This is a genomic window from Blastococcus aurantiacus (assembly GCF_900102425.1).
Classification (GTDB): Bacteria; Actinomycetota; Actinomycetes; order Mycobacteriales; family Geodermatophilaceae; genus Blastococcus; species Blastococcus aurantiacus.
The window spans coordinates 167,690-181,591 of sequence record NZ_FNBT01000008.1; the positions used below are offsets into that span (position 1 = coordinate 167,690).

Sequence of the window (13,902 nt, forward strand, 5' to 3'; positions counted from 1 at the left end):
CTCCGGTCCGCCGGCTCCCGGGACGCGTCAGCGTTCAGCTCTCCAGCAGCACGACGTCGAGGGTCTGCACGACCGCCGGGTCGGACACCACCTCGATCGCGGTGATGCGCCCGTCCCGGACCACGAACTCCAGCGCCGCCCGGACGCGCCCGTCGGGCGTGAAGACGGCGCCGGGGGCGTCGTCGACGACCGCCGCGTGGGCGGCCTGCGCCTTGCCGAGGAACGCGCGGGCGACCTCTTCCCGTCCGCGCAGCCGCTCGATCCCGCCCAGCGCCGGGACGGCGGTGTCCGCCCGCAGCACGACGTCGGGGTCGAGCACGGCCAGCAGCCCGCCGAAGTCCCCGCCGCGCGCGGCGGCCAGGAACGCCCGGACCGCGTGCTCGCGGCGCCGGGCATCCGTCGGGTCCTCCGCGCCCGGGCCGACCTCGCGCACCCGGCGCCGGGCTCGGCTGGCCAGCTGGCGGGCCGCCGCCGGGCTGCGGTCCAGCACCGCCGCGACCGACTCGAACGGGACGGCGAAGAGGTCGTGCAGCACGAAGGCGAGCCGCTCCGGCGGCGTCAGGGTGTCCAGGACGACGAGCAGCGCGCGGCCCACCGACTCGGCGAGCACCGCCTCGGCCTCCGGCTCGAGCCCACCCCCCGCGTCCGGCGCCATCGGGTCGAGCGGCTCCTCGCGGCGCACGGCCCGGCGACGCAGCATGTCCAGGCACACCCGGGCGACGACCGTCGTCAGCCAGCCGCCGAGGTTGTCCACGCCGCCCGCGCCGGCCCGCTGCAGGCGCAGCCACGCCTCCTGCACGGCGTCCTGCGCCTCGTCCCCGGCACCGAGCACGCGGTACGCGACCGCCAGCAGGTGCGCACGATGGGCCTCGAACTGCTCGGCCAGGAGCTGGTCCGGCACTGCGGCGTCCTCGCTCACCCGTCACATCCTCCCGTCGGGGTCCGTCAGTCCTGTGACGGCGCAGGCCGCCGTGATGTGACCGAGAGCAGAGGAGAACCACCATGGACAAGCCCGGACGAGAGCTCGGCAGCGTCCGCTACCTGGTCGACGACGTCGGTGCCGCCGTCGACTTCTACGGAGGCGTGCTCGGCTTCCGCGTGGGGTTCGACGCCCGTCCCGCCGTCGCCGAGCTGGTGCGGGGCTCGCTGCGCCTGCTGGTCAGCGGCCCGGTCAGCTCGGCCGGCCGGCCCATGCCCGACGGGCGGGTGCCGGCGCCGGGCGGCTGGAACCGCATCCACCTGCTGGTGGACGACATCGACGCCGAGGTGGCCCGGCTGACGGCAGCGGGCGTCCCCTTCCGCAACGAGGTCCTCGACGGTCCGGGCGGTCGCCAGGTCCTGGTCGAGGACCCGTGCGGGAACCCCGTGGAGCTGTTCCAGCCCGCCGGCGGCTAGCGCGGACCGGTGTCCCGGGCCATCGCCTCGAGGCGGGCGATGCGCTCGGGCATCGGCGGGTGCGAGGCGAACATCGACGCCATGCCCTGACCGCGGAACGGGTTGGCGATCATCAGGTGGCTCTGGGTGACCAGCCGGTCCTCCTGCGGCAGCGGCCGCGCGGCCGCGCCCCGCTCGATCTTGCGCAGCGCCGACGCCAGCGCCAGCGGGTCCTGCGAGAGCTGCGCGCCGGTCGCGTCGGCCTGGAACTCGCGGCTGCGGCTCACTGCCATCTGCACCAGACCGGCGGCCAGCGGGCCGAGGAAGACGAGCAGCAGCCCGCCCAGCGCGTTGCCACCGCCGCGGTCGTCGCCGCCCCGGCCGCCGAACAGCGAGGCGAACATCGCCATGTGCGCGAGGTAGGTGATCACCGTGGCCATGGCGCCGGCGACCGAGCTGATCAGGATGTCGCGGTTGTAGACGTGCGAGAGCTCGTGGGCGAGGACGCCGCGCAGCTCCCGGCGGTCGAGCAGCTCGAGGATGCCCTGGGTGACGCAGACGGCGGCGTTGCGCGGGTTCCGTCCGGTGGCGAACGCGTTGGGCTGGTCGGTCGGGCTGACGTAGAGCCGCGGCATGGGCTGGCGGGCCTCGGTCGCCAGCTCGCGCACCATCGCGTAGAGCTGCGGGGCCTGGGTCTCGGTCACCGGGAAGGCGCGCATCGCCCGCAGCGCAAGCTTGTCGGAGTTGAAGTACGCGTAACCGTTGACGCCCAGCGCGATCACGAGGGCGATGAGCAGCCCGCCCCGTCCCCCGATCAGCGCGCCGGCGAACAGGATGAGCCCGCCCATGAGACCGAGGAGGACGGCGGTCTTGAGTCCGTTGTTCCAGCGCTGCACGACCCTCTCAACGGCGCCGCGGCGGACGCCGTTCCCGGCCGACCTGGCGGAATGCACCGCACCACCGGGTGGTTGCTCCTGACAATCCGCACCTATCGTGTCCGGATCCATACCCGGGCGCGGTTACGCGCACGTAACCTCGGCCGGTGGAGGTACACCACTGATGACTGCCAGCACCCCGCCGCCCATCGGCGCGCCCAACGACGAGGTCTCCGCGACGGCCGCGCACGCCGCGACCGGCGGGCTCGTGAAGAGCGTGGTCGCACTCGACCGCGTCGTGATCCGCCTGGCCGGCGACTCCGGTGACGGCATGCAGCTGACCGGCAACCGCTTCACCAGCGAGACGGCGTCCTTCGGCAACGACCTGTCGACGCTGCCGAACTTCCCCGCCGAGATCCGGGCGCCCACGGGGACCCTGCCGGGTGTGTCGTCGTTCCAGCTGCACTTCGCCGACCACGACATCATGACCCCGGGTGACGCCCCCGACGTCCTGGTGGCGATGAACCCGGCGGCGCTGAAGTCCAACCTCTCCGACCTGCCCGGCGGCGGCCTGCTGATCGTGGACTCGGACGAGTTCACCCCCCGGAACCTGGCGAAGGTCGGCTATGCGACCAGCCCGCTGGAGGACGGCTCCCTCGAGGGCTGGCAGACCGTGCCGGTGCCGCTGACGTCGATGACGCTCGACGCGCTCGCCGACTCGGGCCTGGGCAAGAAGGAGGCCGAGCGCAGCAAGAACATGTTCACGCTCGGCCTGCTCAGCTGGATGTACCACCGGCCCACCGAGGGCACGGTGCGCTTCCTCGAGCGCCAGTTCCGCCGCAAGCCCGAGATCGCCGCGGCCAACATCGCTGCCTTCCGCGCCGGCTACAACTACGGCGAGACGACGGAGGCCTTCGCGGTCTCCTACGAGATCAAGCCGGCCCCGATGGACGCGGGCACCTACCGCAACATCTCGGGCAACCAGGCGCTGTCGCTCGGCATCGTCGCGGCCGGCCTGCGCTCGGGCCTGCCGATCTTCCTCGGCGCCTACCCGATCACCCCGGCCTCGGACATCCTCCACGAGCTGTCCAAGCACAAGGTCTTCGGCGTGCGCACCTTCCAGGCCGAGGACGAGATCGCCGGCATCGGTGCGGCGCTGGGCGCCTCCTTCGGCGGCGCGCTGGGCGTGACGACGACGTCGGGCCCCGGTGTGGCGCTCAAGGCCGAGACGATCGGTCTCGCGGTCATGACCGAGCTGCCGCTGCTGATCATCGACGTGCAGCGCGGTGGGCCCTCCACCGGCCTGCCGACGAAGACCGAGCAGTCGGACCTGCTGCAGGCCATGTTCGGCCGCAACGGCGAGGCCCCGCTGCCGGTCATCGCGCCCCGCTCGCCCGGTGACTGCTTCGACGCGGCCATCGAGGCCGCGCGGATCGCGCTGACCTACCGCACCCCGGTCATGCTGCTCTCGGACGGCTACCTGGCCAACGGCGCCGAGCCGTGGGCCGTGCCGGACGTCGACTCGCTGCCGGACCTCACCGGGGCGGTCGGCTTCGCCACCGGCCCGAACGCCGCCTCCACCGACGGCACCCCGGAGTTCCACCCCTACCAGCGCGACCCGGAGACCCTGGCGCGCGCGTGGGCGGTCCCCGGTACCGCCGGGCTGCAGCACCGCATCGGTGGGCTGGAGAAGGCCGACGGCAACGGCAACATCTCCTACGACCCCGCGAACCACGACTTCATGGTCCGCACCCGGCAGGCCAAGATCGACGGGATCGCCGCCTCGATCGGCCCGACCGACGTGGAGGACCCGGACGGCGACGCCTCCGTCGCCGTCATCGGCTGGGGGTCGACCTACGGGCCGATCGGGGCCGCCTGCCGGCGGATCCGGGCCTCGGGCCGCTCGGTGGCGCAGATCCACCTGCGGCACATCAACCCCTTCCCCGCCGACCTCGGCGAGGTCCTCGCCCGCTACGACCGCGTCATCTGCCCCGAGATGAACCTCGGGCAGCTCGCCCTCCTGCTGCGCGCCAAGTTCCTGGTCGACGTGCAGAGCCACACCCAGGTGAGCGGGATGCCGTTCCGTTCGGCCGAGCTGGCCGCGGTCATCCAGGACGCCATCGATTCCACGAGCACCGACGCGGTCCCGGCCGGGACCGCCGCGAACGGAGCCATGCAGTGACCACGCTCGACACGCACGTGCACGACCTGGGCATGCCCGGGAACCCCATCTCCGCGGCAGTGGCCGCCTCGGTCGCGGAGTCGGGTGAGAAGAAGACCGACCTCAAGGCCAAGGACCTCAAGACCGACCAGGAGGTGCGCTGGTGCCCCGGGTGCGGTGACTACGTCATCCTCAACGCGGTCCAGAGCTTCCTCCCCAGCCTCGGCATCGCGCGCGAGGACATGGTGATCGTCTCGGGGATCGGCTGCTCGTCCCGCTTCCCGTACTACATGAACACCTACGGGATGCACTCGATCCACGGCCGCGCCCCGGCGATCGCCACCGGCCTGGCCGCCTCGCGTCCGGACCTGTCGGTGTGGGTCGTCACCGGTGACGGCGACTCGCTGTCCATCGGCGGCAACCACCTGATCCACGCCCTGCGCCGCAACGTGAACATGACGATCCTGCTGTTCAACAACCGGATCTACGGGCTCACCAAGGGCCAGTACTCCCCCACCTCCGAGGTCGGGAAAGTCACCAAGTCCACGCCGATGGGCTCCATCGACGCGCCGTTCAACCCGATCTCCCTGGCGCTGGGCGCCGACGCCACCTTCGTGGGCCGGGCGATGGACTCCGACCGCAAGGGGCTCACCGACGTGCTGCGCCAGGCGGCGGAGCACAAGGGCACGTCGCTGGTGGAGATCTACCAGAACTGCAACATCTTCAACGACGGCGCGTTCGAGCTGCTCAAGGACCCAAACACCGGCACCCAGTGGTCGATCCCGCTCGAGCACGGCAAGCCGCTGGTCTTCGGGCCCGACGGTGCCGCCTGCGTCGTCCGCGACGACTTCGGCGGCCTGCGCATCGCCGAGACCAACCAGGTCGCCGCCGAGGACATCGTCATCCACGACGCGACCCGCGAGAACCCGGCGTACGCGTTCGCGCTGTCGCGGCTGTCGTCCCAGGACCTGCGCTACACGCCCATGGGGGTCTTCCGCTCGGTCCAGAAGCCGACCTACGACGGCATGATGACCGAGCAGCTCGACGTCGCCCGGGTGCAGGGCACCGCCGACCTGCAGGGTCTCCTCGGCGGCGGCGAGACCTGGACCGTCGACGCCTGACGACCCACTCCGTCCGACACCACGGGCCCGTCTCCCCCGGGAGGCGGGCCCGTCGTCGTCCCGGGCTACCCCTGCAGCAGCGCGGTGAGCGCGGGGAGCGCGTGGTCCAGCTCGGCACGCGTCGGCGCGGCGAAGCCGAGCACCAGTCCCGCGCGGCGGCCGGGCCCGCCGTCGAGGTGGTGCCGGCCCAGCCCGTCCAGCGCGAGGCCGCGCCGCGCGGCCTCGCCGATCAGCGTCTCCTCCGCAGCGACGTCGTCCAACGGCACGAGGACGTGCGCACCCGCAGGGTCGCCCTCGACGACGCGCCCCGCAGCGGTGACCGCGGTCCGCACGAGTTCCCTGCGGCCGGCCATCTCGCGGCGCAGCCGACGGAGGTGGCGGGACAGGTCGCCGGAGCCCGCCAGCGCGGCGAGGACGCGCTGGCCGGCGCGCGCCGGCCGCATCGCGGTGGCGGCGCGGCGGGCCAACAGGTCCGCGCGCACCGGTGCCGGGGCGACGAGCCAGCCCACGCCGAGCGTGGGACTGAGGATCTTGCTCGAGGTGCCGAGGTGCACGACGACGTCGGGCCCGAGGACGCCGAGCAGCGGTAGCGGGGCGACGTCGAAGCGCAGCTCGCCGTCGTAGTCGTCCTCCAGCACCCACCAGCCCTCCGCGCGCGCCCGGGCGACGAGGTCCAGCCGGCGCGCGGCGGACATCCGCCGGCCGGTCGGGAACTGGTGGGCGGGCGTGCAGTAGACGGCCGCGAGACCGCCGGGCAGGGCGTCGACGACCAGCCCGTCGTCGTCGACCGGCACCGGGACGACCTCGATGCCCGCGTCACGCAGCGCCGCCACCGCCCGCGAGTAGCCCGGGTCCTCCACGGCCACCCGGCTGCCCGGTGGCAGGAGCCGCGCCACCTCGCCGACCGCGGCCGAGGTGCCGGCGGTGGCCAGGACGTCGTCCGCGCCGGCCACCAGCCCGCGGTGGCGGAGCAGGTGCTCGGCGACCGCCGCCCGGAAGCCGGGGTCGCCCGCGTCCTCGGGCCGGGGGTCCGGGGCCAGGTCGCCCGCCGCGCGCCAGGCCCGCCGCCACGCGGCGCGATCCAGCACCTCCAGGCACGGCGACCCGGCCCGCAGGTCGACGAGTGCGGGCGCGGGCTCGCCGGCAGCCGTCCGCGGCGACGGCGCCGCCGGCGCGGAGGGCACCGCCCCCAGCACGAACGTCCCCACGCCCCGGCGACCGCCGGCCCAGCCCTCGGCCAGCAGCTGGTCGTAGGCGGCGCTGGTGACCGTGCGGCTGACCCGGAGCGCGACCGCCAGCTCCCGGGTCGAGGGCAGCCGGTCACCGGGCCGCAGGGCCCCGGCGGCCGCCGCGCCGCGCAGCGCATCGGCCAGCTGCGCCGACAGCGGTGCGCTCGAGGACCGGTCGAGCACGACGGGCGGGATGCCGGTCACCGCACCTCCCCGGTCGAGTGGCCTGCGGGAACGCTAGCCGATTGGCCGTTCCGGGAGGCCACCCGGTCGGCGAGCATGGGGGCATGGACGCCACCCCTCCGCTGTCACCGACCGAGCGCAGCACCGTCCGCCGGGGCGCGAAGCGTGCGCGCTCCGACCGCCGCGACCTGTACGCGGTCCTCGACGCCGGGCTGGTGGGCCACCTGGCCGTCGTCCTCGACGGCGCCCCGGTGGTGCTGCCGACGGGCTACGGCCGGCACGACGACACCCTCTACCTGCACGGCTCGACAGGTGCCGCGACGCTGCGCGCCGCCCTCGCCGGTGCGCCGGTCTGCTTCACCGTCACCCACGTGGACGGCGTCGTCTACGCGCGGTCGGTGTTCCACCACTCGATGAACTACCGGTGTGCGGTGGTCCACGGTCTGGCGCGCCCGGTGACCGACCCCGACGAGCAGCTGCTCGGCCTCCGGGCGCTCACCGAGCAGCTGGCTCCCGGCTCCTGGGACACCGCCCGCCTGCCCGACCGGAAGGAACTGGCGGCCACCGCGGTGCTCGCCCTGGACCTGGCCGAGGCCAGCGTCAAGATCCGGACCGGCCCACCCGGGGACGACGAGCGGGACCTGCCCGCCCCGGGCGACCCCGACCCGGTGTGGGCCGGTGTCCTGCCGATCACCACCGTGCTCGGCCGCCCGGAGCCGTGCCCGTTGCTCCCTGCCGGCACCGCCGTGCCGGCGCGGGTGTCCGGGCGGACGCCGGTCCCCGCAGGGTGACGCCGCGCGGACCCGACCCGCGACGCCGGGCCGGGCCCGCGCGTGCGCATCAGCGGCGCCCGGCGCCGACGACCTGGACCCAGCGGTTCTTGGACGCCGGCATCGCGGTCTGCTCGTCCTCCCCGGCCACGAGGCAGAACTGCAGCCAGGCCCGGCCGTTCACCAGGTACCCGAGCGGCCGGGTGGGCGGCGGCGGGACCTCGTCGTCGAGGTCCTCCGGCCGGTTCGCGACGGGGTGCCGGCCGAGATCGACGGGCTTGGTCTGCCAGCGGCCGTTGCAGCGCACCGCGACGTCCTGCGTGATGTTCGTGTCGTACCAGGCGTCCACGGTGGTGCTGCTGCCCGGGGCCGTCGGGTCCTGCCCACCCTGCTTGACCGACACCCACAGGTGGATGGGCTCCCCGGCCCGGCATCGGTAGCTGCCCAGCACCTGCACGGTGTCGGCCTTCCAGGGCACGGACCAGACGACCGGCGTGACGAAGCCGATCTCGGGGCCCGGGGCGGCGGTGCCGGCGCGGCGGACGCCGACGACAGACCGGGGACGACGAGAGCGAGAGCGGCGAGCACGACGACGAGTACGCGGGATGTGCGCATCGCGGACCTCCAGGAGGGGCGCCCGCGCCCGGCGGGCGATCGACAGATGCTCCGAGGCCCTGGCGTCCGGTCCTGCCGGCCGGACAGGAACTTCCCGCACCGCGCGGTCCCCGCGGTCGAGGATCAGAGGCGAGGCGTCACCCTCAGTAGTTCGTCGGCCCCGTCACCGTTGTCGGTGGTGACGTACAACGCGCCGTCGACGCCCTGGCGCACCGACCGGATCCGGCCGTGGGTGCCGTCGAGCTCGGGCACCCGGAACTGCTCGGTCACCCCGCCCGCGTCGTCGAGCCGCAGGGCGAGCACCCCCTGCTCCTTCAGCAGTCCGATCACCAGGAGCCCGTCGTAGCCCGCCCACTGGTCCCCGTCGAGGAACGTCGCTCCGCTCGTGGCCAGGGTGGGCACCCCGGAGGACCAGACGGCCGGGACGGCGCCGGGGATGTCGGGATCGGTCATCGGCACGCTCTCGTCGTAGGAGCCGCCGCCGTCGGGGTCCCACCCGTAGTTGCCGCCGTCGCGCAGCACGTTCACCTCGTCGTCGCGGTCCGGGCCGTGCTCCACGGAGAACACCTGTCCGCTTCCCGGGCGCACGGCCAGCCCCTGCACGTTGCGGTGCCCGAGCGTCCACACGGACACCGCTCCCGTCGCCGCGTCCACCCGCAGCACCTTGCCGCCGAGGGACTCCGGGTCCTGGGGGGCCGAGCCGTCGGCGGTGTCCCCGGTGCCGACGAGCAGGGCGCCGTCGGGCGCGAACTGGAGCCGGCACCCGCCGTGCCGCCCGATCTCCTCGTTGAGCGGCAGCCCGGCGACGAGCGGATCGGCGGCGCGGGTGGCGGCGGACCAGTCGGGTGCGACCGTCCACGCGATCACCTGGATCGATCCGTCCCGGTCGCCCTGGCAGCTGTAGAGCCGGCGGTTCCCCTCGAAGGCGGGGTCGAGCTCGAGCCCCATCAGGCCCGTCTCGCCGAGTGCGAAGAGGTCGTCGAAGTCCGCCCGCACCTCGCGCACCGTGCCGTCGGGCAGGACCGCGGTCAGCCCGCCGGCGCGCTCGTCCACCAGCAGCGTGCCGTCGGGGGCCTGGACCACGTCCCAAGGGTTCTGCAGGCCGTCGGCGACCGTCTCGACCTGCAGCTCCGGCGCCCCGGCCGGCGCCTCACCGGCCGGCGCTCGCCCGGCCGGGTCCGGAGAGCCCTCGTCGGCGGAGGCCCCGCAGCCGGAGAGCACGAGGAGGACGGCGAGGACGAGAGCGGGGCGGCGCACCCCCACAGCATGGCGCTAGCTGGTGCGCGTCACCACGTAGTCGCACAACGCGGACAGCGCGTCGCGGACGTCGCCGGCGGGGATGTCGGCCAGCTGGGCCCGTGCCCGGTCGGCGTACTCGCGCAGCACCCCGGTGGCCCGCTCCAGCGAACGGGACGACCGCAGCAGGGCCAGCGCCTCCGCGTGCTCGGCGTCATCGGTGACGGGGGCCGCGACGAGTTCCCTCAACCGCGCCTCGGCGGGGTCGTCGCCGGCCAACGCGAACAGCGCCGGGAGGGTGGCGATGCCCTCCCGCAGGTCGGTGCCCGGGGACTTCCCGGAGGCGCCGGCGACGCTGACGATGTCGATGAGGTCGTCGGAGAGCTGGAAGGCCACCCCCACCTCCTCGCCGAACGCGGTGAGCGCGTCGACCAGCTCGCCGTCGACCCCGGCGAAGGTGGCGCCGAACCGGGCCGAGGTGGCGACCAGCGAGCCGGTCTTGTCCGCGAGCACCTCGAGGTAGTGGCCCACCGGGTCGTCGCCGGGCTGGGCGCCCACCGTCTCGCGGATCTGGCCGGTGACCAGGCGCTCGAAGGTCCGGGCCTGGATGCGGACCGCCTCCGGGCCCAGATCGGCCAGCAGGTCCGACGCGCGGGCGAAGAGGAGATCGCCGGTCAGGATCGCGATGCTGTTGGTCCAGCGGCTGTTCGCGCTGGGGGCTCCGCGCCGCACGGAGGCCTCGTCCATGACGTCGTCGTGGTACAGCGTCGCCAGGTGGGTGAGCTCGCAGACGACCGCCGCCGAGGTCACCTCGGGACGCTCCGGATCGCCCAGCTGCGCGGCCAGCAGGGCCAGCATCGGGCGGAAGCGCTTGCCACCGGCGGCCATGAGGTGACCGGCGGCCTCGCGCACGAAGGGGTGCTCGCTGCCGACGGAGTCGGCGAGCGCCGACTCGACCCGCGCCAGCCCCTCGGCCAGGGCGACGCCCAGGGGTCCGTCGGGCAGCCAGGGGCCCATGGTGGAGGCCGGCGTCGAGATCCGGTGCCAGACCTCGGTGGGGGTGCCGTCGGCTGCGGCACGGGCTCCGGTCATCAACCGACGAATCTAGCCGCCTGCTCGGCCAGGTCGAGCACCGCCCCGGGCAGGATGCCCAGCGCGAGCGTCGCGCTGGCCGTCACGGCGAGCACGACCGTCGTGGGGACCCCCGGCACGCCCACCGTCGGCCCGTCGGCCGCGGGCGGCGAGAAGTACATGAGCACGATGACCCGCAGGTAGAAGAACGCGGCCACCGCGCTGGCCAGCACCGCGACGAGCACCAGCGGCCAGGCGCCCTGCTCGACGGCGGCCCGGAACACCGCGAACTTGCCGGTGAACCCTGCCGTCAGCGGGATGCCGGCCAGGGCGAGGAGGAACAGCGCCATCACCGCCGCCGTCAGCGGGGACCGCGACGCCAGCCCGGCCCACTGCGCCAGGTGCCCGGCCTCGCCGTCGCCGTCACGCACCAGCGTGAGGACGGCGAAGGCGCCGAGCGTGGTCAGCCCGTAGGTGAGCAGGTAGAACATCGTGGCCGCCAGCCCCGACCCCTCGCCGTCGGCACCCAGCCCGAGCACGCCGGTGAGGAGGAAGCCGGCGTGCGCGATCGAGGAGTAGGCCAGCATGCGCTTGAGGTCGGTCTGGGTGAGACCGAGGACGGCCCCGACGACCATGGACACGATCGCCACGCCGTAGACCAGCGGCCGCCAGGTCCACTCCTCGGTGCCGAAGGCGACGTACAGCAGCCGGAGGATCGCGCCGAACGCGGCCACCTTGGTGCACGCCGCCATGAAGGCGGTGACCGGCGTCGGGGCGCCCTGGTACACGTCGGGCGTCCAGCTGTGGAACGGCGCGACGCTGGCCTTGAACAGCAGCCCCACGATCAGCAGCGCCAGGCCCAGCACGACCAGCACGTCGCCGCCGTCCTCGGCGACCGACTGGCGGATCTCGCCGAGCCGGATGCTGCCGGTGGCGCCGTAGACGAGGGCGAGGCCGTACAGGAAGAACGCCGAGGCGAACGCGCCCAGCAGGAAGTACTTGACCGCCGCCTCCTGCGACAGCAGCCGCCGGCGCCGGGCCAGCCCGCTGATCAGGTACAGCGGGAGGCTGAGCACCTCGAGCGCGACGAACATGATCAGCAGGTCGTTCGCGGTGACGAAGACCATCATCCCGCCGACGGCGAACAGGGCCAGCGGGTAGACCTCGGTCTGCACCCGGGTGGCCGTGAGCTGCTCGCGGTCGCGCGGGCTGCCCGCCGGCACGGCGGCCGAGGCCACGAACGCCGACCGCGCCGGGTCCAGCCCGCGCTCGGCGAACAGCAGCACGGCCAGCACCGAGAGCCCGGCGACCGTCGCCTGCAGGAACAGGCCGGCCTTGTCGACGGCGAGGGCGCCGGCCGCGGTGACGTCGCCCGCGCCGTCCCCCCACTCGTGGGTGGCGGCGTACACGAGCGTCGCGGCCAGGCCGCCGCCCGTGCCGACCAGCGCGACGGCGACCTGCACCGGGTGCCGCACCTCGCGCGGCGCGAACGCCTCGACGAGCACGCCGACGCAGGCCGCGCCGAAGACGAACAGCAGCGGTGCCAGCGCCGCCAGCGAGAGGTCGGGGGCGTCGATCATCGGGTCGCTCCGAGGTCGTCCAGGGTCGCGACGACCGCCGGCTCGATGATGTCCAGCAGCAGCTGGGGTTGGACGCCGAGCACGATGACGAGCACCACCAGCGGCGTCACCACCGCGATCTCCCGGCGGCTCAGGTCACGGAAGCGCACCGCCGTGGCGGACGGCGCCGTCAGCACCGCGGTGGCACCCGCCCCGCCCGCCGGCCCGGCTTCCGGCGGCTCGTCGCCCCCGGCCGGTGCGACCACGCCGCGCGCCGGGCCGTGCATGGTGCGCTGGTACATCAGCAGGATGTAGAGCGCGGCCAGGATGATGCCGAGGGTCGCGACGATCGTGTGCACCGGCCGCTCGGGGAACGAGCCGATGAGCACGAGGAACTCGCTGACGAAGCTGTTGGTGCCCGGCAGTGCCAGCGACGCGAGCCCGGCGACGAGGAACACCGCCGCGAGCTTCGGCGCCTGCGCGGCCACGCCGCCGTAGTCGCCGATCTGCCGGGAGCCGCCACGCGCGATGAGCATGCCGACGACGAGGAACAGCAGGCCGGTCGCGATGCCGTGATTGACCATGTAGAGCACCGCGCCGGTGGCGGCCTCGGTGGTGAAGGCGAAGATGCCCAGCGCGATGAAGCCGAAGTGCGAGATCGACGTGTAGGCCACGAGCCGCTTCATGTCGCTCTGCCCCATGGCCAGCAGCGCCGCGTAGAGCACGCCCACCACGGCCAGGACCAGCACGAGCGGTGCGAAGTAGCGCGACGCGTCGGGGAACAGCGGCAGGCAGTAGCGCAGGAAGCCGAAGGTGCCCACCTTGTCGAGGACGCCGACGAGCAGCACCGCGCCGCCGATCGGCGCCTCCGCGGCCGAGTCGGGCAGCCAGGTGTGCAACGGCACCAGCGGCGCCTTGATCGCGAAGGCGACGAAGAAGCCGAGGAACAGCAGCTTCTGCACCCCCGGGTCGATCTCCAGGTCCCGCAGCGCGTCGAAGGCGAACGTCCCCTCCCCCAACTCGCTGGCGCTCACCACGTACAACCCGATGACGGCGGCGAGCATGATCAGCCCACCGACCAGGCTGTAGAGGAAGAACTTCACCGCGGCGTACTGCCGGCGCGGCCCGCCGAAGCGGCCGATCAGGAAGTACATCGGGACGAGCATCGCCTCGAAGAAGACGTAGAACAGGAAGACGTCGGTGGCCGCGAAGACGCCGACCATCATCGCCTCGAGCAGCAGCAGCCAGGCGAAGAAGAAGCGCATGGAGCGCCCCTCGGTGGCCGCCGCGGGCACGCCGTCGGCACCCGGCGCGCCGTCCTCCCACGAGGCGCCGATGACCAGCGGGACCAGCAGGCCGATGAGCAGCAGCATCACCAGCGCGATGCCGTCGACGCCGAGGGCGAAGTCCACGCCGAAGTCCGGGATCCAGGCCACCGAGGTCGTCAGCTGGAACCGCTCGCCGCCGGTGTCGAACGCGACGGCCGCGAGGACGGTGAGCACCAGGACGACGAGGCTCACGCCGAGCGACAGCTGCCTGGCCAGCAACTCGCGGCCCTTCGGCAGCGCCGCGACCACCGCCGCGCCCAGCGCGGGTACGGCGATCATCGCCACGAGGAACGGGAAATCACTCATGGCTCGCCTCGCAAGCTCGGCTCGGCGCACTCACGTCTGGCTCTCCGTTCATCGACAGGACCTGGCCGCTGCGC

Annotated in this window: 12 protein-coding genes; 4 read left to right on the forward strand and 8 right to left on the reverse strand. The window is 73.9% G+C overall.

What is annotated here, in order from left to right:
* Positions 1 to 34 precede the first annotated feature (34 nt).
* Entirely contained in the window at positions 35 to 919 is an 885-nt protein-coding gene (locus BLS70_RS16575) for a sigma-70 family RNA polymerase sigma factor (RefSeq protein ID WP_255362528.1), read from the reverse strand.
* Positions 920 to 1,002: 83 nt separating this feature from the next.
* Here BLS70_RS16575 and BLS70_RS16580 point away from each other — a divergent pair, with 83 nt between their 5' ends.
* The gene (locus BLS70_RS16580) at positions 1,003 to 1,395 is read left to right on the forward strand and encodes a VOC family protein (protein WP_091770224.1); all 393 of its coding nucleotides are present in this window, start codon (positions 1,003 to 1,005) and stop codon (positions 1,393 to 1,395) included.
* Here the strand turns inward: BLS70_RS16580 and htpX are convergent.
* Complete coding sequence (htpX, locus tag BLS70_RS16585) at positions 1,392 to 2,270, reverse strand: zinc metalloprotease HtpX (RefSeq protein WP_091770226.1); 879 nt, start codon at positions 2,268 to 2,270, stop codon at positions 1,392 to 1,394. The genes BLS70_RS16580 and htpX overlap by 4 nt on opposite strands.
* 163 nt (positions 2,271 to 2,433) lie before the next feature.
* On the opposite strand from htpX, the gene BLS70_RS16590 reads away from it, so the two are divergent.
* On the forward strand, positions 2,434 to 4,431 hold the full coding sequence (locus BLS70_RS16590) for a 2-oxoacid:acceptor oxidoreductase subunit alpha (protein WP_091770228.1): 1,998 nt from the start codon (positions 2,434 to 2,436) through the stop codon (positions 4,429 to 4,431).
* Positions 4,428 to 5,531, forward strand: a complete 1,104-nt coding sequence (locus BLS70_RS16595) for a 2-oxoacid:ferredoxin oxidoreductase subunit beta (protein WP_255362529.1) — start codon at positions 4,428 to 4,430, stop codon at positions 5,529 to 5,531. The genes BLS70_RS16590 and BLS70_RS16595 overlap by 4 nt, the downstream gene beginning before the upstream one ends.
* A gap of 65 nt (positions 5,532 to 5,596) precedes the next feature.
* On the opposite strand, the gene pdxR is transcribed toward BLS70_RS16595, so the two are convergent.
* Positions 5,597 to 6,964 (reverse strand): MocR-like pyridoxine biosynthesis transcription factor PdxR, encoded by a 1,368-nt coding sequence (gene pdxR, locus BLS70_RS16600; protein WP_091770230.1) that lies wholly within the window; start codon positions 6,962 to 6,964, stop codon positions 5,597 to 5,599.
* Positions 6,965 to 7,047: 83 nt separating this feature from the next.
* Here pdxR and BLS70_RS16605 point away from each other — a divergent pair, with 83 nt between their 5' ends.
* Entirely contained in the window at positions 7,048 to 7,734 is a 687-nt protein-coding gene (locus BLS70_RS16605) for a pyridoxamine 5'-phosphate oxidase family protein (protein WP_091770232.1), read from the forward strand.
* Between the two features lie 49 nt (positions 7,735 to 7,783).
* Here BLS70_RS16605 and BLS70_RS16610 read toward each other — a convergent pair whose 3' ends face one another.
* From BLS70_RS16610 to BLS70_RS16630, 5 genes are all read right to left on the reverse strand, one after another.
* On the reverse strand, positions 7,784 to 8,191 hold the full coding sequence (locus BLS70_RS16610) for a hypothetical protein (protein ID WP_091770234.1): 408 nt from the start codon (positions 8,189 to 8,191) through the stop codon (positions 7,784 to 7,786).
* Between the two features lie 260 nt (positions 8,192 to 8,451).
* Positions 8,452 to 9,585: a PQQ-dependent sugar dehydrogenase gene (locus BLS70_RS16615; RefSeq protein ID WP_091770382.1), complete on the reverse strand. Its 1,134-nt coding sequence runs from the start codon at positions 9,583 to 9,585 to the stop codon at positions 8,452 to 8,454.
* 15 nt (positions 9,586 to 9,600) lie between these two features.
* Positions 9,601 to 10,656 (reverse strand): polyprenyl synthetase family protein, encoded by a 1,056-nt coding sequence (locus BLS70_RS16620; RefSeq protein WP_091770236.1) that lies wholly within the window; start codon positions 10,654 to 10,656, stop codon positions 9,601 to 9,603.
* A complete protein-coding gene (gene nuoN / locus BLS70_RS16625; RefSeq protein WP_091770237.1) occupies positions 10,656 to 12,215 on the reverse strand; it encodes an NADH-quinone oxidoreductase subunit NuoN in 1,560 nt (519 codons plus the stop codon). Before nuoN ends, BLS70_RS16620 begins: the two co-directional genes overlap by 1 nt.
* A complete protein-coding gene (locus tag BLS70_RS16630) occupies positions 12,212 to 13,828 on the reverse strand; it encodes an NADH-quinone oxidoreductase subunit M (RefSeq protein ID WP_091770239.1) in 1,617 nt (538 codons plus the stop codon). Before BLS70_RS16630 ends, nuoN begins: the two co-directional genes overlap by 4 nt.
* Positions 13,829 to 13,902 lie beyond the last annotated feature (74 nt).